This is a genomic window from Nocardiopsis sp. TRM 82005, assembly GCF_056312425.1.
The window spans coordinates 162050-180257 of sequence record NZ_JBWDTQ010000018.1 but is presented as its reverse complement, the minus strand read 5'-3'; the positions used below and the strand labels follow the sequence as shown (position 1 = coordinate 180257).

17 protein-coding genes and 2 pseudogenes are annotated in these 18208 nt (G+C 71.0%); 12 read left to right on the top strand and 7 right to left on the bottom strand.

Going from position 1 to position 18208, the window contains the following annotated elements:
• Window positions 1–292: 292 nt before the first annotated feature.
• Window positions 293–778: a dTDP-4-dehydrorhamnose 3,5-epimerase family protein gene (locus tag AC0T5L_RS15525; protein ID WP_476166179.1), complete on the bottom strand. Its 486-nt coding sequence runs from the start codon at window positions 776–778 to the stop codon at window positions 293–295.
• Window positions 779–1151: 373 nt separating this feature from the next.
• Here AC0T5L_RS15525 and AC0T5L_RS15520 point away from each other — a divergent pair, with 373 nt between their 5' ends.
• Together AC0T5L_RS15520 and AC0T5L_RS15515 are read left to right on the top strand one after the other, a co-directional pair.
• Window positions 1152–2240, top strand: a complete 1089-nt coding sequence (locus AC0T5L_RS15520) for a winged helix DNA-binding domain-containing protein (RefSeq protein WP_476166178.1) — start codon at window positions 1152–1154, stop codon at window positions 2238–2240.
• Window positions 2241–2333: 93 nt separating this feature from the next.
• Window positions 2334–2925: pseudogene (locus AC0T5L_RS15515) on the top strand (dTDP-glucose 4,6-dehydratase); the annotation flags it as partial.
• Here the strand turns inward: AC0T5L_RS15515 and AC0T5L_RS15510 are convergent.
• The 3 genes and pseudogenes from AC0T5L_RS15510 to AC0T5L_RS15500 form a co-directional block, all read right to left on the bottom strand.
• Window positions 2921–3160, bottom strand: a pseudogene (locus AC0T5L_RS15510) (ABC transporter permease); the annotation flags it as partial. The pseudogenes AC0T5L_RS15515 and AC0T5L_RS15510 sit on opposite strands and share 5 nt — an antisense overlap.
• Window positions 3157–4122 carry an ATP-binding cassette domain-containing protein gene (locus AC0T5L_RS15505; protein ID WP_476166177.1) on the bottom strand — a complete coding sequence of 322 codons (966 nt, stop codon included), beginning with the start codon at window positions 4120–4122 and terminating at the stop codon, window positions 3157–3159. The gene AC0T5L_RS15505 and the pseudogene AC0T5L_RS15510, both read right to left, overlap by 4 nt.
• A 252-nt stretch (window positions 4123–4374) precedes the next feature.
• On the bottom strand, window positions 4375–4599 hold the full coding sequence (locus AC0T5L_RS15500) for a hypothetical protein (RefSeq protein ID WP_476166176.1): 225 nt from the start codon (window positions 4597–4599) through the stop codon (window positions 4375–4377).
• A gap of 261 nt (window positions 4600–4860) precedes the next feature.
• Here AC0T5L_RS15500 and AC0T5L_RS15495 point away from each other — a divergent pair, with 261 nt between their 5' ends.
• Window positions 4861–5817: a threonine ammonia-lyase gene (locus AC0T5L_RS15495; protein ID WP_476166175.1), complete on the top strand. Its 957-nt coding sequence runs from the start codon at window positions 4861–4863 to the stop codon at window positions 5815–5817.
• A 112-nt stretch (window positions 5818–5929) separates the two neighbouring features.
• Window positions 5930–6709, top strand: a complete 780-nt coding sequence (locus AC0T5L_RS15490; RefSeq protein ID WP_476166174.1) for an SDR family oxidoreductase — start codon at window positions 5930–5932, stop codon at window positions 6707–6709.
• Between the two features lie 34 nt (window positions 6710–6743).
• Here the strand turns inward: AC0T5L_RS15490 and AC0T5L_RS15485 are convergent, their stop codons facing one another.
• Together AC0T5L_RS15485 and purB are read right to left on the bottom strand one after the other, a co-directional pair.
• Window positions 6744–6977 carry a histidine kinase gene (locus tag AC0T5L_RS15485; RefSeq protein ID WP_476166173.1) on the bottom strand — a complete coding sequence of 78 codons (234 nt, stop codon included), beginning with the start codon at window positions 6975–6977 and terminating at the stop codon, window positions 6744–6746.
• A 192-nt stretch (window positions 6978–7169) separates the two neighbouring features.
• On the bottom strand, window positions 7170–8600 hold the full coding sequence (gene purB, locus AC0T5L_RS15480) for an adenylosuccinate lyase (protein ID WP_476166172.1): 1431 nt from the start codon (window positions 8598–8600) through the stop codon (window positions 7170–7172).
• A 194-nt stretch (window positions 8601–8794) separates the two neighbouring features.
• On the opposite strand from purB, the gene AC0T5L_RS15475 reads away from it, so the two are divergent.
• Window positions 8795–10231 carry a sensor histidine kinase gene (locus AC0T5L_RS15475; RefSeq protein ID WP_476166216.1) on the top strand — a complete coding sequence of 479 codons (1437 nt, stop codon included), beginning with the start codon at window positions 8795–8797 and terminating at the stop codon, window positions 10229–10231.
• Window positions 10198–10902 (top strand): response regulator, encoded by a 705-nt coding sequence (locus tag AC0T5L_RS15470; RefSeq protein ID WP_476166171.1) that lies wholly within the window; start codon window positions 10198–10200, stop codon window positions 10900–10902. The genes AC0T5L_RS15475 and AC0T5L_RS15470 overlap by 34 nt, the downstream gene beginning before the upstream one ends.
• Window positions 10903–10955: 53 nt before the next feature.
• Here AC0T5L_RS15470 and AC0T5L_RS15465 read toward each other — a convergent pair whose 3' ends face one another.
• On the bottom strand, window positions 10956–11678 hold the full coding sequence (locus tag AC0T5L_RS15465; RefSeq protein WP_476166170.1) for a nuclear transport factor 2 family protein: 723 nt from the start codon (window positions 11676–11678) through the stop codon (window positions 10956–10958).
• A 243-nt stretch (window positions 11679–11921) separates the two neighbouring features.
• Between AC0T5L_RS15465 and AC0T5L_RS15460 the strand changes: the two genes are divergently transcribed.
• The 6 genes from AC0T5L_RS15460 (at window position 11922) to AC0T5L_RS15435 (ending at window position 18190) form a co-directional block, all read left to right on the top strand.
• Window positions 11922–12851 (top strand): oxygenase MpaB family protein, encoded by a 930-nt coding sequence (locus AC0T5L_RS15460; protein WP_476166169.1) that lies wholly within the window; start codon window positions 11922–11924, stop codon window positions 12849–12851.
• Between the two features lie 53 nt (window positions 12852–12904).
• Window positions 12905–13123, top strand: coding sequence for a DUF3099 domain-containing protein (locus AC0T5L_RS15455; RefSeq protein WP_476166168.1), 219 nt, complete (start codon window positions 12905–12907; stop codon window positions 13121–13123).
• A 140-nt stretch (window positions 13124–13263) separates the two neighbouring features.
• Window positions 13264–13800: a GNAT family N-acetyltransferase gene (locus AC0T5L_RS15450; protein ID WP_476166167.1), complete on the top strand. Its 537-nt coding sequence runs from the start codon at window positions 13264–13266 to the stop codon at window positions 13798–13800.
• 192 nt (window positions 13801–13992) lie between these two features.
• Entirely contained in the window at window positions 13993–15483 is a 1491-nt protein-coding gene (locus AC0T5L_RS15445; protein WP_476166166.1) for an aminopeptidase P family protein, read from the top strand.
• Window positions 15484–16048: 565 nt separating this feature from the next.
• A complete protein-coding gene (locus AC0T5L_RS15440) occupies window positions 16049–16504 on the top strand; it encodes a hypothetical protein (RefSeq protein WP_476166165.1) in 456 nt (151 codons plus the stop codon).
• A gap of 132 nt (window positions 16505–16636) precedes the next feature.
• Entirely contained in the window at window positions 16637–18190 is a 1554-nt protein-coding gene (locus AC0T5L_RS15435; protein ID WP_476166164.1) for an MDR family MFS transporter, read from the top strand.
• The last annotated feature ends 18 nt before the right edge of the window (window positions 18191–18208 follow it).

Below are 18208 nucleotides of genomic sequence, written 5' to 3'. Positions count from 1 at the left end.
GCCACCGATTCCCTGGGCCATCTCCTCGTCGGTGTCAGGCAGGCGGACCGGGTGGCCGTGCCGGTCCTTGGCCATGACCTCGCCCATGTCGAGAGGACCGCTGACGGTGGCCATGGGCAGTCCGGAACCAGCGACCGGGCCGTTGAAACTCTCGGGGGCGCCTACGAGCACATCGTGGCCGACTGCTCGCAGCGCCCAGGCCAGGGGGACGATCGGGTAGTACAGCGGGTGGGCAGGGCCCGTGATGACCAATGCCTTCATGCCGGGAAAGGTAGGCCGGGGAGCCGGAATATCACTCGAATCGGGCTGCTTCGACCGCTAGAGCGCCCTCAAGTTCCAGACAGCGCGTGTGCTCCGGCAGCAGGCCTGCCTTTCTGGCCTGGGCGAGGAAGGGCGCCGTCCGGTCGCGTTCGGACACCAGTGGAGCGGGATCCCGAGGCAGCGGCAGGTCCAGCTCGGGATCGAACGGCGACACGGCCAGCTCGTACTCGGCGACGTAGCCGAGCGAGAGGGCGTAGGACACGACCGTCCCGTCGGTGAGGCCCACGAAGGCGTGGCCCACTCCGACCGGCAGGTAGACCGAGCGGTACTCGACAGGGTCGAGCACCACGCTGTCCCACTGTCCAAAGGCGGGAGGACCCAGTCGGAGATCCATAACGATGTCCAGAGCCCGGCCCTGCCCGCAGTAGACGTACTTGGCCATGCCAGGCGGTGTCCGGGTGAAGTGCACCCCGCGTACGACCCCGCGCCGCGACGTACTGGTGCTGATCTGATCCACCCGGAACAGGCGACGCCCGGTCGCCGCGGTGAACGCCCTCCCCCTGGTACGGCGACACGAAGTGGCCGCGCGGGTCGGTGAAGACACGCGGTGTGAAGACACGGGCACCGGCGACCTTGAGCTCTCTCGACTGCATCGTCCTCTCATTCCTTCCGCGGGATCTGCGGGGGTGTACCGGGAGCGCCCGACCCGAACTGTGCGTGGCCCTCCTCGACCCTGGCTGCAGGTTCGCTACATGCTCTTCGGCCTCGGGCCGACAACACAGGCCGACTTTCCGATCGCGGGCAGGAGCTGACCGTGGCCCCGGCTATCTTGTTCGGGCCCGGCGATACGCCACCGGCGACCTCCCGTCGTGCACAGGTGAAAGGACGTTATGGCTGTACTGAACCAGCGAAGCCTCAACCGGGCCACACTGCACCGGCAGTTGTTGCTGGAGCCATCCGCCATGTCAGCGGTGGAGGTGGTCGAGCGCCTGGTCGGTCTCCAGGCCCAGGACCCCAACCCGCCCTACGTGGGCTTGTGGAGCAGGATGAGGAACTTCGACATCGACGACCTCGCAAAGCTGCTCCACGAACGCTCCGTCGTGCGAGCGACCCTTTTCCGGGGTACGCAACACCTGGTCTCCGCCGAGGACTACCTGTGGCTGCGTCCTCTACTGCAGCCGATGCTGGACCGCTGGCAGAAGGGCGGCTTCGGCCGGTTCACTCGAGACATCGATCTCGCCGAACTGGCTGGGGCGGCGCGCAACCTGATCGGTTCCGGGACCGTGACCAGGCCTGACCTGGGCTGGGAGCTGACCCAGCGCTGGCCCGGCCGGGACGCGGTCGCGCTCGCCCGTTCGGTGCAGGGACTACTGCCGGTGGTTCATCCACCGCCGGACGGCCTCTGGGGGCGGCGCGGCACCACTCCGTTCGCGCTGGCCGAGGAATGGCTCGGACGGCCGCTGTTCGAGACTTCCTCCGCGCAGGACCTGGTTCTGCGCTACCTGGCGGCCTTCGGCCCGGCCACGGTCAAGGACGTCCAGGCCTGGAGCGGCATGACCCGGCTGCGCGAGGTCGTCGACCGGCTGCGGCCCCGGTTGCGGGTGCTGCGTAGCGAAGAGGGCACGGACCTGTTCGACCTGCCCGACGCGCCTCGTCCCGACCCGGACACACCGGTGCCGGTCCGTTTCCTGGCGGCGCTGGACAACGTGGTGCTGGGACACGCCGACCGCTCCCGGATCATGCTCGAGGAACGGCGCAAGCACATCATCGTCCATGCCGCGCTACTTGTGGACGGTTTCGTGCACGGGTTGTGGAACCTCAAACAGACCAAGGGCTCGGCCGTGCTGACCGTGGAGTTGTTCGAACCGCTGACGAGTGCTGAGGAGGAGGACGTGATCCGAGAGGGTGAGCGCCTGCTGCGGTTCGCGGCCGTCGGCGCCGACGGTCATGACATCCGGTTCACCGCGGTCCAGGACTGACCGAAGCCGTCACAGTGGGGCGTCGCGGGAATCCTATCCCGGCGCCCCGTCGGTCCGGTCCTTCGCCAGTTCCCGCGCGATCGCCATCACGTACTGCCCATAGCGGGACTTGGCGATCTGACCTACGCGGGCAACCTTGACCCCGTACGCGAGCACCCGGCACTGACCTTCGTCCATGGCGACATCAACGACGCCCACCTGATCTATGCCCTCATGCCCGGCCACGACCAGGTGGTGCATCTGGCGGCCGAGTCGCACGTGGACCGTTCCATCCAGGACACAGCCGCTTTCGTGCGTACGAACGTGTCGGGGACGCAGACCCTGCTCGACGCGGCGCTGAGACACGGTGTGGAGCCCTTCGTTCACGTGTCCACCGACGAGGTGTACGGTTCCATCGATGCCGGATCCTGGACCGAGGACTCTCCGCTACCCCTACGCGGCTTCCAAAGCCGCCGGTGACCTGCTCGCTCTTGCCCAGTACCGGACCCATGGGTTGGATGTCCGCGTCACACGCTGCTCCAACAACTACGGCCCCCGCCAGTACCCTGAGAAGCTCATCCCGCTCTTCGTGACCAGGCTGTTCGACGGCGACCGCGTTCCGCTGTACGGCGACGGCCGAAACGTCCGGGACTGGCTCCACGTCGAGGACCACGTACAGGCCCTGGAACTGGTCAGGACCCGCGGTAGTCGCCACCTCCGGGAACGCTCATCGCGCCACCGAACAAGTAGCCGAAGATCAACACCATCATGACGGGGAACAGCAGTCCCGCGATCACCTGGCCGGGCTGACGCAGCCAGTGGGTGATGTCGCGGCGGGCGACCGTCCAGCCGTCGACCAGTGCCCACCCGATCCGGTCGAGTTCCCGGGGAGGAACGACGGGCGGACCACTGTGGGAGGTCATGGTGATCGTGTCGTTCATTGTGCTGCGACCTCCGTGTCCTTGTTCGCGGTACTGTCCCACCGGCCCCAGGTCAGGTGGAGGAACACCTCGTCGAGGGTGGGTCGGCGTAGGGACACGTCCTCCACCGCGATGCCCTGCTGCTCCAACGCGTTCACAACCCCGGTCAGGGCGGCCACGCGATCGCTCACCTCCACGCTGATCGACCGTGCTGCCTCGCGGACCTCCGCGGACTCGCCGGTGACCCGCCCGATCAGTGCCGTGGCGCGGGGGAGGTCGGATTCGTCGTGGAGGACGACGTCCAGCCGGTCACCGCCCAGCCTGCTCTTGAGTTCGGCCGGGCTGCCCTCGGCGATCACCCGGCCGGAGTCCACGACCGACACCTGGTTGGCCAGTTGGCCGGCCTCCTCCAGGTACTGCGTGGTGAGCAGCACCGTGGTCCCGTCGACGACCAGCCGACGCACCGCGGCCCAGACCCCGCCGTGCCCGCAGGGATCCAGCCCGACGGTCGGCCCGTCCAGGAAGAGCACGGGCGGGGTCAGGATCATGCTCGCCGCCAGATCCAGCCGACGGCGCATTCCGCCGGAGTACTCGCTGACGGGCCTCTTCCCGGTGTCGGTGAGATCGAAGCGCTCCAGCAACTCGCTCGCCCGGAGCCTCGCGGCGCAGGCGCCCAGATGGTAGAGCCGGCCGAACATTTCCAGGTTCTGGCGGCCGCTGAAGATCTCGTCGACAGCGGCGTGCTGGCCCACCAGCCCGATCCTGTAGCGGACTTCGGCGCCCTGCGTGGCCACGTCGAATCCGGCGACCTGCGCGCTGCCCTCATCGAAACGCAGGAGCGTGGCGAGGATGCGGACCGCGGTGGTCTTGCCGGCTCCGTTGGGGCCCAGAATGCCGCAGACGCTGCCGGGTGGGACTGCCAGGTCGAATCCGCGCAGTACCCACGACTTCCCGTACCGCTTGCCCACACCTTGTGCTCTCACGGCGTGTTGTGTCGTTCCCCAGCGCACCCTCCTCGTTGTCGTACAGCGCACAGTGCAGGATACGAAAACTGTTGTGCGTGAGAGACGGAATCTCCCCGAGGCCGTCCGAATGCTCGCGGCCCCGGAGTCATGGCGAGTCCTCACCGTTGGGCCTTCTTGACCCCGGGCGCCCACCTGCGTCCGTAGAAGGAGGAGCGCCGCCACCATGTCCCCGGTCGGTGGTGAACGCGGATGCCTCCGGACCTTTGCCCTTCAGCCGTGGCCGGGAACCCATCCCGGGGGCCATCCCTGGCGGCGGATCCAGTTCTCGGGCCACTGGTGTCCGGCGGCCTCGACGTGGAGTTTGAGGGTGTGGGCGTCGGCGTGGGTGCCGAAGGGTTCGGACTGGGGCGCGCCGATGCGGGTGCCGCCGAGTCGCCATTTCACCCAGTAGCGGATGCGCCCGTCGGCCAGTGTGCGCTGGCTGATGGTTGCCATGCGTGGACCATCGCTTGGTCGCGAGCCAAAGCGAAGGGAATCGGCGAAGGGTCTCGAAGGTCTTTCCGCAGGCCATCGACGGTGTCCGGTCTACCCGCTGATGCCGTGGATGCGGGGGGTCGGTACTGGACCAGGGGCGGTCCGTGCACCCGCTGGTGCACCCCGACGGCGCGAAAGGCCCTGACCGTGCGACCTTGTCGCTGGTCAGGGCCTTTCGGCTCTGGCGTGAGTGACGGGACTCGAACCGGGCATACACGCCGCATGGAACTGATCACCGCGGACGAGGTCCGCGCCGCGGAGACGCGCCTGCAAGGCCAGGTCGTGCGCACCCCCCTGACGGCGGGGCCGCCCGATGGGCCGCCCTTCCTCCTCAAGCCCGAGAGCCTCCAGCCCACCGGCGCCTTCAAGCTCCGCGGCGCCACGAACGCCGTCGCCCTGCTCGACCCCGCCCAGCGCAGGGCCGGCGTGGTGACCCACTCCTCGGGCAACCACGGCCAGGCCCTCGCCTACGCGGCCGCCCGGTACGCGGTGCCCTGCACCGTCGTCGTCCCCGAGGGCTCTCCCAAGGTCAAGGTCGATCGCATACGCGCCTTCGGCGCCCGCGTCGTCACGGTGCCGCCCGAGCAGCGCGAGAGCACCGCCCGCGAACTCCGGGAGGCCGGGGGACTCGCCCTCGTCCCGCCGTTCGACGATCCGCACGTCATCGCCGGCCAGGGCACCGTGGGCCTGGAGATCCTGGAGCAGTCACCCGAGGTGACGACCATCGTCGTGCCCGTGGGCGGGGGAGGCCTGGCCTCCGGTGTGGCCACGGCGTCCCGGACCGTTCGCCCGCACCACGTCCGCGTCGTGGGTGTGGAGCCCGAACTGGCCGCCGACGCCACCGAGAGCCTGCGCACCGGGAGCCTCGTCACCTGGCCGTCCGAGCGTACCGGCCGCACCATGGCCGACGGTGTGCGTGTCTGCCTGTCCGAGCGCACCTTCGCCCACCTCAGCGCACGCCTGGACGAGATCGTCACCGTGACGGAGGAGGAGACCGCCCACGCCGTCGCCGCCTTGGCCCACGGCTCCCGCCTGGTCGCCGAGCCCAGCGGCGCCCTGGCCGCGGCGGCCATCCTCGCGGGCCGCGTGACCACGGCCCCCGACCGTCCGGAGGAGACGGTCGCGGTCCTCTCGGGAGGGAACATGGAGCCGGAGGTGTTCGCCCGCCTGGTGGCGTGATCGGCGGCCAGCCTCCACCGTCTGACGCAGGCCGGGAACCGCCGCACCGGAGAAGGGCCGGGCCGCGGAAAGTCGGTGGCCCCGCCGGCCGCGGGCACAGAAGAATGGCCCCATGACCCCTGAACGAACCCCCTCGTCCGGCCGTCCTCTCGCCCTGGTCACCGGAGTCGGCCGTACCGTCGGCATCGGTTCCGCCATCGCATGCCGGTTGGCCGGGTCGGGGTGGGACGTGGCCTTCACCTACTGGTCCCCCTACGACGCGCGCATGGACTGGGGCGTCGAACCCGGTGCGGCCGATGCCGTACTCGCCTCCCTGGCCGAGCGCGGCGCACAGGCCGTGGCCGTCGAGGCCGACCTGGAGGACCCCGCCGCCCCCGCCCGCGTCTTCGACACCGTCGAAGAACGGTTGGGCCCTGTGGGCGCGCTGGTCATGTGCCACTGCGAGTCGCTCGACTCCGGGCTGCTGGAGACCACGGTGGAGAGCTTCGACCGGCACTTCGCCGTCAACGCCCGCGCCACGTGGCAGCTGGTCCGCGAGCTCGGACTGCGCTTCCGGGGCGAACACGGAACCGGGCGGATCATCGCCCTCACCAGCGACCACACCGTTGGCAACCTGCCCTACGGCGCGAGCAAGGGCGCCCTGGACCGCATCGTGCTCTCCGCCGCCCGCGAACTCGCCCACCTGGGAGTGACGGCCAACGCCGTCAACCCCGGCCCCGTCGACACAGGCTGGATGTCGGAGCGGACCAGGGCCGAGTGCGTGGGCCACACCCCGCTGGGGCGCCTGGGCACCCCGGCCGACACCGCGAACCTGGTGGACTTTCTCTGTTCGGCCCGAGGCCAGTGGGTCAACGGCCAGCTGCTGATGAGCGACGGGGGCGTCTCCGCCTGACGGAAGAGGACGCGGTACGCCACCGGCCCTGGGCTCAGGCGCCGGGCACGCTGCCGTTGTGTCCGTTCACGGACGCGGCGGAGTCCTGCTGGTGCGTGGGACTCCGCCGGAACGCGGAGCCGCGCTGGTGCCCGGCGGCACGGGCGGCACGGTCCTCGCGGCGGCGCATGGCCATGTCGGCCAGGGCGGCCAGACCGAAGACGACGATGATCGCGGAAACGGTCAGCACAGTCCACAGCGCGGTGCTGAAGGAGGTCGGATCGGTCACTGGGTTCTCCGAAAAGGGGGGGGCGTGGTCATGCCGACACGACAACCGTAATAGGTGTTAACTTTCGACCCCAGTGTTCGCGCGAGTGAGCTGCGCCATATGCGCCGACCAGGCCGCGACACCTGCGGCAGAGGGCCCGGGAGGTGCGATGGCGCACCGTCCCGGGCCCCCGAGGTCCACGGTTGGAAACCGCTACAGGATCGAACCGGGGGAGTAGGCGGCGGCCTCCGGGTGCTCGGCCGCGATCTCGTTGATCCGCGCCACCACGGTCGTCACCTGGTCGGACGCGGCACCGGTGAAGGTGATCCGGTCGGCCAGCAGCGCGTCCAGCTCGGCACGGTCCAGCGGGAAGCGTTCGTCCTGCGCCAGGCGGTCCAGCAGCTGGTTGCCCACACCCTCCTGGCGCATGGCCAGGGCCGAGCCCACGGCATGCTCCTTGATGAGCTCGTGGGCGGTCTCGCGGCCCACACCGGCGCGCACGGCGGCCATCAGCATCTTGGTGGTGGCCAGGAACGGCAGGTAGCGGTCGAGTTCGGCGGAGACCACGGCGGGGAAGGCGCCGAACTCGTCCAGCACCGTCAGCATCGTCTCGATCAGGCCGTCGAAGGCGAAGAACGCGTCCGGCAGCGCCACCCGGCGCACCACCGAGCAGGACACGTCGCCCTCGTTCCACTGGTCGCCCGCCAGCTCACCGGCCATGGACGCGTACCCGCGCAGGATCACGGTCAGCCCGTTGACCCGCTCGCAGGAGCGCGTGTTCATCTTGTGCGGCATCGCCGAGGAGCCCACCTGGCCCTCGGCGAACCCCTCGGTGACCAGCTCCTGCCCGGCCATCAGCCGGATGGTCTTCGCCAGCGACGAGGGACCGGCGGACAGCTGTACCAGCGCCGTCAGCACCTCGTAGTCCAGCGAGCGCGGGTACACCTGGCCCACGCTCGTGAACCTCTGCTCGAACCCCAGGTGCGCGGCCACCTCGTTCTCCAGCGTGGCCAGCGCCTCGCGGTCCCCGCCCAGCAGGTCCAACATGTCCTGGGCGGTGCCCACCGGGCCCTTGATCCCGCGCAGCGGGTACCGGGCGATCAGCTCCTCCAGCCGCCCGTAGGCGACCAGCACCTCATCGGAGATCGAGGCGAACCGCTTGCCCAGCGTGGTGGCCTGGGCCGCGACGTTGTGGGACCGGCCCGCCATCACCGTCTCGCCGTACTCGGCCGACAGCCTCCCCAGCCGGGTCAGCAGGGCCACCGCGCGGTCGCGCGCCAGCAGCAGGCTGTCGCGCACCTGTAGCTGCTCGACGTTCTCGGTCAGGTCGCGCGAGGTCATGCCCTTGTGGACGTGCTCGTGGCCGGCGAGGGCGTTGAACTCCTCGATGCGGGCCTTGACGTCGTGCCGGGTGACCCGCTCGCGCTCGGCGATGGAGGCCAGGTCGACCTGCTCCAGGACCTTCTCGTAGTCCTCGACCACGCCGGCGGGCACGTCCACGCCCAGATGCGACTGTGCGCGCAGCACGGCCAGCCACAGCCGCCGCTCGGCGACCACCTTGTACTCGGGGGACCACAGCCGGGTCAGCTCCGCGGACGCGTAGCGGGCAGCCAGGACATCGGGGATCAGCGGTTTCGCACTCACGTCACCAGACCCTATCGCCCTGAGCTGCGACGGACGCGCCCCGGCCCGTGCCTTCGAGGGCCCGCCTCCCGCGGCCCCCCGCCCGGTCCCTCACCGCGGAACCCGCCTTCGGTGGTAGGCCCAGCCCTACCACCGACCGGGTGGCGCGACGGATTCTCCTCCGGCTCCGGCCTGCCTAACGTAAGGAAATGACCATGTTCGACGCGCTCACGAGGCCGGGGGCGTCCTCCCGGGAGGACCCGGGCGAAGGCTCCCGGAACCCCCGGAGAAGGCCGCGCACCCTCTTCCAGGCCCTGCTCAGCCCGCGCTTCCTGCTGACCGCGTGGCCCTGGCGCGCCCTGGCCCACTCCGCGAACACCATGTTCGTCGGGTGCGCCCTGGCCGTGGTGGCCATGCCGGTCTATCTGCCCTGGGCCGTCTTCGCGGGGGCACTCGCCACGAGGCCGTGGGACACCCTCCCGGCCGCGCCCATGGCGGCGGCCTTCGTGGTCGGCCTCGTCCTGGTCGCGGCCCTCGCCCCGCTCATCGCCCTGCCCCTCGGTGTCCTGGAGCGCAGACGCCTCTCCCTCGTCACACGGGGCCCCTTCGCCAGCGGCCACCGCGTCCCCCCGGCCGGCCTGTGGGGATGGTTCCGCACCCGCTACACCGAGGGCGCGACCTGGCGCGAGGCGGGCTACGCGGTACTGCTGGTACCCCTCTCGTTCGCGGTCATGACGGCCCTGGGCACGTTGTTCTCCATGGCGATGATCCTGGCCATGGGGCCGGTACTCGTCAGGCAGCCGGGGGAGCCCGAGGTCGCCCTCGGACCCGTCACCATCACCACACCGGCGGAGGCGGTGCCCTACGTTCTGCTCTCCCCGGTCGCGCTCGTCGCACTGCTCTACGCCTCCGGGGTCTTCGCCCAGGGCCACGCCGTGCTCGCCCGCGCCCTGCTGGTCGGGCCGCCCAAGGACGAGCTGCGCGCCGAGCTCAGCCAGGTCACCGAGTCCCGTGCCCGCCTGGTCAGCGCCTTCGAGTACGAGCGCAGGCGCATCGAGCGCGACCTGCACGACGGGGCCCAGCAGCGGCTCGTGGCCCTGTCCATGGACCTGGGGCTGGCCCGCCTGGACATGGAGGAGGGCAGCGAGGCGGACCGGCGCGTGGTCGCCGCCCAGGCCAAGGCCAACGAGCTCATCGACGAACTGCGCGAGCTGGTGCGCGGCATCCACCCCAGGGTCCTCACCGACCGGGGACTGCCCGCCGCCCTGGCCGAGCTCGCCGATCGCTGCCCCGTCCCCACCCGCGTGGACACCGAGGTCCCCCGACGCCTGCCGACGCATGTGGAGGGCACCGCCTACTTCGTGGTCTCCGAGGCCCTCACCAACGTGTGCAAGCACACCGGGGCCGACGCCGCCGCCGTGCATGCCAGTACGTCTCCCGGCGGCCCCGGGAAGCCCGACGTCCTCCTGGTGGAGGTCACCGACCACGGGTCGGGCGGGGCCGAGCCGGCACGCGGATCCGGGCTCACCGGGCTCGGGGACCGCGTCGCCGTCATGGGCGGCACAATGGAGCTGTCCAGCCCCGAGGGCGGACCGACCCGAATCCGAGTGGAGCTGCCGTGCGGACCGATCCCTCCGACACAGTCGACGTGAACGCCGCCGGACCGGCCTCCGTCCCCACCGTCCTGGCCGAGGACGGCGTGCTGCTCCGGGAGGGCCTGTCCGGGGTCCTGGAGCGCTTCGGCTTCCCCGTGGCGGCCTCCGTCGGCGACGGGGACGCGCTCCTGGCAGCGGCAGCCGAGCACCGGCCCGGCCTGGTGGTCACCGACATCCGCATGCCCCCGGACTTCACCGACGAGGGCCTGCGCGCGGCTGTGCGGCTGCGCCGCGAGCACCCCGGCCTGGCGGTGGTGGCGCTCAGCCAGTACGTGGAGCTGAGCTACGCCTCCGACCTGCTCGACTCCGGTGACGGCCGGGGCGTGGGCTACCTGCTCAAACAGAGGGTGGGTGACGTCCGCGAGTTCGCGTCCGTGCTGCGCCGGGTGGTGGACGGCGCCACCTTCGTCGACCCCGAGGTGGTCCGCCAGCTGCTGCGGCGCAGGGCCGACCCGCTGGCGCGCCTGACCCCGCGCGAGCACGAGGTGCTCGCCCTGATGGCCGAGGGGCACTCCAACGGGGCGATCGCCCGCCAGCTCGTGGTCAGCGACGCCGCCGTCGGCAAGCACGTGGGCAACATCCTGGCCAAGCTCGACCTGCCGCCGGACGAGGGCGTGCACCGCCGCGTCCATGCGGTCCTGGCCTATCTCCGCGGACGTCCCTCCTGAGCCGCAGGGGCCCGCGCGCCCGGGATCCCTGCGGGTCGTACGGAGCCCGGTGCTCACGAGGGGGCGGCCGCGCACCAGTCGATCAGTACGGCGGTCTCCCCTCCCACGACCCAGGCGTCGTGCCCGGGCGGGACGAACACGACCTGACCGGCCCCGATCTCGCGCTCCGTGCCGTCGTCCATGCGGCAGCGCATGGTGCCTGAGGCCAGGTAACCGCAGTGGGTCATCGTGCACGTGCCGGCCTCCAGGGCGGGGCCCCGGTGCTCGGACCAGCGCCAGCCGGGCTCCAGGGTCATCCGCACGACGCCCTGGCCGCCGACGCTCACGAGGTCGGTACGCCCCTTCCCGAACTCCTCGCTCTGCTCGGGCTCGTCGAACCCGGCCACCTGGAGAGTGCTCCGGGCGTCCTCGTCCCAGGCCTGCACCATGGACTGGTGCGCGATGCGCCCGTCCCGCAGGTCCAGCATGGTCATGCTGAGGACCTGGTTGCCCTCGGGGTAGGTGCACCGCTCGGTGTAGGCGACGTGCTCACCGTCGGCCACGCACTGGAGCACCTCGTGGGTCATCTCGCGGGAGCAGAGGTCGCGCACGGCCGTCTCGATCTGCTCCCTGCCGTGCAGGACCGCGGGTGCGCTGGGCGGTGTGCGCCGGTCGAACATCTCCATCTCGGCGTCATCGCTGTACTGGGCCATGATGGCGTCGGCGTCGGCCGACTCCACGGCCCGGGTGTAGCGGTCCACGTCGAAGGGAGTGTGGGTCCGTGCCGGTGCGGCCATGGTTCCGCTCCTTCCCCTTCCAGGACCGTCCTTGGCACGGGCGGTCCCACTACCCAGACTGCGCTTCGGGCATCCTCCGGTTCGCTCAAGGGCGGGTCACGGCTCGGTATCCGTCGCCGCCCGGCCTGACCAGCACCGCCTCCGCCCGTCCAGGGGCCGCGGGGAGGGGCCGGGCACCGGACGTATCGTGGGAGCAGAGTCCGCCACACGGTGCGAACCCCCTCGCAGCCCGGAGGAGACCGGATGCAGCCGACCGTCGCCGACCCCGAGAGCGTCACCTGGAAGATCCACCTGGACCGGTCCATGTGGGTGGCGGGCGTGCGGGCCCTGATGCTCCAGGCCCTGCACCCGGTGGCGATGCAGGGGGTGTGGCAGCGCTCGGACTTTCGCTCCGACCCCACAGGCCGCCTGCTGCGCACCGCCCACTTCGTGGCCGTCACCACCTACGGCAGCCCCGCCGAGGCCGACGCGCTCGGCGAGCGCATCCGCCGGGTGCACCGCTCCCTGGCCTTCACCGATCCGGCCACCAGCCGCCGCCACCGAGTGGACCAGCACGACCTGCTGGTGTGGGTGCACTGCGCGGAGGTCTCCTCCTACCTGGAGACCGCCCACCGCGCGGGGGTGCCGCTGACCACGGGGGAGGCGGACCGCTACATCGACGAGCAGTCGCATACCGCCACCTACGTGGGTCTGTCCCGCGACGACGTGCCGCGCGGCCTCGCCGGCATGCGCCGCTACCTCGCCTCGGTCCGGCCCGCCCTGCGCGCCACCCCGGAGGCGCGCAAGGCGGTGCGGTTCCTGCTGTGGCCCAAGGTGCCCGAGCACCTGTCCTGGCTGGCCCCGCTCAAACCGCTGTGGTTCCCGGTCGGCGCCCTGTCCTATGCCACTCTGCCCGTGTGGGCGCGCCGCTCCTACGGGGCCCTGCCCGAGGTACCCGGCGGGGACGCGGCGGCCACCGCGTCGCTGCGGGCTCTGCGCACCGCCCTGAACCGGGTACCCGAGCGCTACTACAACCTCATTTTCGACGAGGCCACCGTACGCAGCGCCGACGAGGCCAGGCAGCGCCTGCTCGACGCCGGGTACGAGATCGGGAACGGGTTCCGGGCCATGCGCTCGCGCACCCTCTTTCGTGCGCCGTCCGTGCCGCCTCCCCGAGCCCCGGCCGAGGTCTGACCAGGGCGTCGCCGGGTAGCGTGGGGAGTGCCTGCTGTAGAGGGGGACTTCCCATGAAGCGCCGGGTACGCCAGTACAGCATCGTCATGGGGGTGTGCCTGGTCCTGTTCGCCGGTGCGCTGCCCGTCTACTACCTGTTCGGCACCGGATGGGCGGTGGCCATGTGCGTGGTGGCGGCCTTCCTGCCACCCGTCGCCGTTACCCTGGGCAACCTCGCCGATCCCGACGACCCGAGGGACCACGACAGCAGATACGGGCCCAACGCCGACTGAGCGCGCGGCGCTGTGGCCGTGGGTGAGCGATCCCGCATGGTGCCTCTGACGGTCCCGCGCATAGTATTCCGACGGAATCGGGCACCACACGCCGCTGCGGCGGCGGGAGGCCCGGGCGGCGTACGAGCGGGGGAGACGCGGTGACACACACCAGCACCGAGGGCACCGGGACGGACGGGCGGACCGGCGGCGTCCGCATGCTACGCGTGCACCACGACGATCCCCGGGTGGCGGGGCTGCTCGCCGGACTGCTGGCGGAGTACACCGAGCGCTACGGCGCCGAGGGCGCGGCCGACGAGATGGCGCGCTACCCGGTGACCGAGTTCGCCGCCCCGCACGGCCGCATCGTGCTGGCCGAGGAGGACGGGGAGATCGTCGCCGGAGGCGCGGTGCGCCCCTACAAGCAGGACCGCGTGACCATGGCCGACACCGCCGAGTTCAAGCGGATCTGGACCTCGGACCGGCACCGCCGCCGCGGTCTGGCGCGCAGGGTGATGACCACTCTGGAGGAGGCCGCCCGCGACCTCGGCTACACGAGGGTCCTGCTGTTCACCGGCCCCTCCCAGCCCGAGGCGATCGCCTTCTACGAGCGGATCGGCTACCGGCCGGTCGACCCGGCCGTCATCGACGAACTGCCCCACACGTCCGCCATCCCCTTCACCCACGACCTCGCCTGAGCAGACCGGCGGGACCTGCGGCGTCCCGTCCCGCGGGTCCGCCCCGCGCCGAGGGCCCGGGCGCGCGCTCTCGCAGCGTTGTTATGGGGGACGCTATGTCCGCGGAGCGGCCGCGTGTTCGGCCTCCCCCGTACGATGGGTGAAGGCCGTCACCAGCGGTCACTTCGACCAGATCGACGAGGAGAGCACAACGTGAGCGAGCAGCAGCGCCCCCAGGACGAGACGAACGCTCCCGTGTTCAGTCCACGCAAGAACGGGCAGGCGCAGTCGGTCTCCGACGAGCTCGCCGCGTGGATGACCACGGGGTGGGCCGACACCGAGCGGCGCGACCTGGAGCCCGTCGAGCAGGCCGAGCACACCGCCCGCCGCCGTGCCGCGATCAGCGCGGCCTTCCCCGGTGACCGCCTGGTGGTCCCGGCCGGGCAGCTGCTCACCCGCTCCAACGACACCGAGTACCCCTTCCGGGCCGCCACCGACTACGCCTACCTCACCGGCGACACCTCCGACGGCGGTTGCCTGGTCTTCACGCCCGACGCCGAGGGCGGTCACGAGGTGGTTCTGTACCTCAAGCCCCGCTCCAACCGCGACAACGGCGAGTTCTGGCTGGGCAGCTACGGCGAGCTGTGGACCGGCCGCCGCAACAGCCTCTCCGAGGCCGCCGACCTGCTCGGCGTGGCCACCGCCGACGTGACCACCCTGGCCGAGGCGCTGGGCTCCGGCGACTCCACCACCCGTATCGTGCGCGGGCACGACGCCGAACTCGACGCCCTGGTCGACGAACTGCGCGCCGACACCGACGAGGAGTCCCGCGCCAAGTCCGCCCAGCTCGACGAGGACCTCTCCGTCACCCTGGCCGACCACCGTCTGGTCAAGGACGAGTGGGAGGTCGCTCAGCTCCAGCTGGCCGTGGACGCCACCGTGCGTGGCTTCAACGACGTGGTCAAGGCGCTGCCGCAGGCCAAGGACACCTCCGAGCGCTACGTCGAGGGCACCTTCTTCCTGCGCGCCCGCGTGGAGGGCAACGACGTCGGCTACGGCACCATCGCCGCCTCCGGTGCCAACGCCACCACCCTGCACTGGACCCGCAACGACAGCCCGGTGCGTGAGGGCGACCTGTTGCTGCTGGACGCGGGCGTGGAGACCGCCACCCTGTACACCGCCGACGTCACCCGCACCATGCCGGTGTCGGGCACCTTCACCGACCTCCAGCGCAAGGTCTACGACCTGGTGTACGCCGCCCAGGAAGTCGGTATCGCGGCCGTCGCCCCGGGCGAGCCGTTCGTTGCCTTCCACAAGGCGTCCCAGCGGGTGCTGGCGGAGGGCCTCATCGAGTGGGGCCTGCTGGAGGGGCCGGTCGAGCGTGTCCTGGAGCTGGGTTTGCAGCGCCGCTACACCCTGCACGGCACCGGGCACATGCTCGGTATGGACGTGCACGACTGCGCGGTCTCCCGCCAGGAGATGCACCTGTACGGCGACCTGGAGCCGGGCATGGTGCTCACCGTCGAGCCGGGCCTGTACTTCCAGCCCGACGACACCACCGTCCCCGAGGAGCTGCGCGGCATCGGCGTGCGCATCGAGGACGACGTGCTGGTCACCGAGGAGGGCCGCACGGTCATGTCGGCCGGCCTGCCGCGCTCCTCCGCCGACGTGGAGGCCTGGCTGGCCGAGCGCCTGCCTCGCTAGGCTCGTCCCGGCAGCACGGGCGGGGGCCGCTCCACCGAACGGTGGGGCGGCCCCCGCCCGTCAGCGAGCGGCGTGGCAGGGAACGGAGCGGGGGGGCGGTGGAGGCGACACGGCTGTGGGACGGCCGACTGGAGTGCCACAGCTGTTCCTGGGGGTGTGTACGCGGTGCGCGTCGACCTCTGCCCTCCGGGGACACGTTCGGCGCCCGCCGTGAAGAGCCGTCCGTCTTCTCGTGGCCGGAGCGGTCTCACCCGGTTTCGTGTGCGCCGTGAGCAGGGTTCGGGCAGGTGTTGAGGTGCGTGCGAGGCCCGAGTCCCGCCTGGAAACCCCTTCTCCGTCCGGTCCCGCCATATCGCTTATAACAGATCTACACCGTAAAGGTGTTGCTTCGTGTCAAATACCTTGATCGCGTGAGGGGGAGAGGGGCACATACGTCCTCCCTGCGGAGACGGTGGTCGAGTGCATCGCCGGATCCTCGAAGCGCGAGGTTTCACGGGGATCGATCGGGATAGCCGGGATGGGGAGGGCCGCGGACGGCGGCCACGGTCAGGAGGGGAGTAGGGACATGGGCGCGTCCTCGGTCTCGGGAGTGGTCCGCTCGGTGGCGCTTGGCCTCGCCGCGGGGTCGCGCGGCACGCTCGGGAGTGTGCCGCTGTGGGCCGAGTCGGGAACCGGCAAGCGTGCGCTCATGGCGGTGGCCGTTCTCGGGGAGTTGTCCGGGGACAAGGCCCCGGACATCCCCAGCCGACTTGCCTGGCCGAGCCTGATGGGCAGGGTCGCCAGCGCGGCCACGGGCGGCGCCGTACTGTTCCGGGACCTGGGTATGCCGGTCGCCTTCGGCGCCGTGATCGCGGCCGCAGCCTCTCCGGTGGGCGCGGCGGCGGGTGTGGGGTGGCGCCGGTACTGGAACGGCACCGGGCGCCCCGGGTGGATCGGCGGGGCCGTCGAGGACGCTTGTGCGGTCGCGCTCGCCTGTACGGCCTGTCAGGGCCTGCACACGGATACCCACACACGCGGCTGACGGCCATATGGCCCAGAACACACCGCCGTTTCGGGAACGGGCGGATGTCCTCGGACGTTGGGATGGCTCTGGAGAGGTTTGAAAGAGCCCTTCCCGCGGATCCGACCGAACACCACGACCTTGAGGACACCTGTGACAGGGCAGCCCGCTTCACCCGCGACCGATGGCGGTTCGGTCCAACAACACGGCGGCCGCGACGCGCGCGCCAACCGCTTCGTCATCCCGCTGCTCCTGGTGTCGGCGTTCGTCGTGATCCTGAACGAGACGATCATGGGTGTGGCTCTGCCCGCGCTGACCCGGGACCTGGGTGTCTCGGTTTCCACCGGGCAGTGGCTGACCTCGGCGTTCATGCTCGTGATGGCCGTGGTGATCCCCGCCACCGGCTACCTGCTCCAGCGCTTCCACGTGCGCCAGGTGTTCATCGCCGCCATGACGCTGTTCAGCCTGGGCACACTGCTGTGCTTCCTCGCGCCCGGGTTCTCCTTCCTGCTCGCGGGCCGGGTGGTCCAGGCGTCGGGGACGGCCATCATGATGCCGTTGCTCATGACGACCGTGCTGAACCTCGTCCCGGAGGACCGTCGCGGCCGCACGATGGGCAACATCTCCATCGTCATGTCGGTGGCGCCCGCGGTCGGTCCCACGCTGGCGGGCCTGATCCTGAGCGTGTTCGACTGGCGGTGGATGTTCGGGCTCGTCCTGCCCATCGCCGTCCTGGGGCTGGTCCTGGGCGCGCTCTTCATCCGCAACCTCACCGAGCCGCGCGCCGCCAGCATCGACCTGCCCTCGCTGCCGCTGTCGGCGTTGGCGTTCGGCGGACTCGTCTACGGCTTCTCCGGCCTGGGCGAGGGGGAGGCCACCGCCGTGGTTCCGCCCGTCGCTGCGATCGGGGCCGGCGCCGTGGCGCTGGTGCTGTTCGTGTGGCGCCAGTTGCGTTTGCAGCGCGGGGACCGTGCCCTGCTCGATCTGCGCGTGTTCCGTTCGACGCAGTTCTCGGTCTCGATCGTCCTGGTCATGATCAGTTTCATGGCCCTGTTCGGCACCCTCATCCTGCTTCCGGTCTACATGCAGAACGTTCTGGGTCACGACACGCTCGTCACCGGTCTGACCCTGTTGCCCGGTGGTCTGGCCATGGGGCTGCTCGCCCCCGTGGTGGGCCGCCTCTACGACCGTTTCGGTCCGCGTCCGCTGGTCACCCCGGGCGCGGCGATGGTGTCCCTGGTGCTGTGGGGGATGACCATGCTCGACGCCCACACGCCTGTCGGTTTCGTCGTGGCCGCCCATGTCCTGCTCAGCGCGGGGCTGGGCTTCATGTTCACGCCGTTGCTCACCGGTGCGCTGGGATCGCTCCGGCCCGAACTGTACTCGCATGGCAGTGCCGTGGTCGGCACCGTGCAGCAGGTCGCCGGCGCGGCCGGTACGGCGACGTTCGTGGCGATCATGTCCGCGACCTCGGCCGGTCTGCTCACCGACGGGTTCACGGAGGTCGGTGCCCAGGCGGGCGGTGTCCACGCCGCCTTCCTGGTGGGCGCGGTGGTCTCGGTGGCGGCCTTCGCCATGTCGTTCTTCGTGCGCCGGACGCGGTCCGGCACCTCGGAGGATGCTGCGGCCGCCGACGTTTCGCGGGAGGGGCACGCGCGGGGCCCGGTGGTCCGCGCGCACGGGTTCGCTTCGCGGCGGCACGGGTAGGTGAGCCGCGGCAGAATC

Coding starts and splice junctions, on each gene's coding strand:
- AC0T5L_RS15520 (WP_476166178.1), top strand. CDS start 1,152: ATGGCTGTACTGAACCAGCGAAGCCTCAACCGGGCCACACTGCACCGG.
- AC0T5L_RS15500 (WP_476166176.1), bottom strand. CDS start 4,599: ATGGCAACCATCAGCCAGCGCACACTGGCCGACGGGCGCATCCGCTAC.
- AC0T5L_RS15495 (WP_476166175.1), top strand. CDS start 4,861: ATGGAACTGATCACCGCGGACGAGGTCCGCGCCGCGGAGACGCGCCTG.
- AC0T5L_RS15490 (WP_476166174.1), top strand. CDS start 5,930: ATGACCCCTGAACGAACCCCCTCGTCCGGCCGTCCTCTCGCCCTGGTC.
- AC0T5L_RS15475 (WP_476166216.1), top strand. CDS start 8,795: ATGTTCGACGCGCTCACGAGGCCGGGGGCGTCCTCCCGGGAGGACCCG.
- AC0T5L_RS15465 (WP_476166170.1), bottom strand. CDS start 11,678: ATGGCCGCACCGGCACGGACCCACACTCCCTTCGACGTGGACCGCTAC.
- AC0T5L_RS15460 (WP_476166169.1), top strand. CDS start 11,922: ATGCAGCCGACCGTCGCCGACCCCGAGAGCGTCACCTGGAAGATCCAC.
- AC0T5L_RS15455 (WP_476166168.1), top strand. CDS start 12,905: ATGAAGCGCCGGGTACGCCAGTACAGCATCGTCATGGGGGTGTGCCTG.
- AC0T5L_RS15440 (WP_476166165.1), top strand. CDS start 16,049: ATGGGCGCGTCCTCGGTCTCGGGAGTGGTCCGCTCGGTGGCGCTTGGC.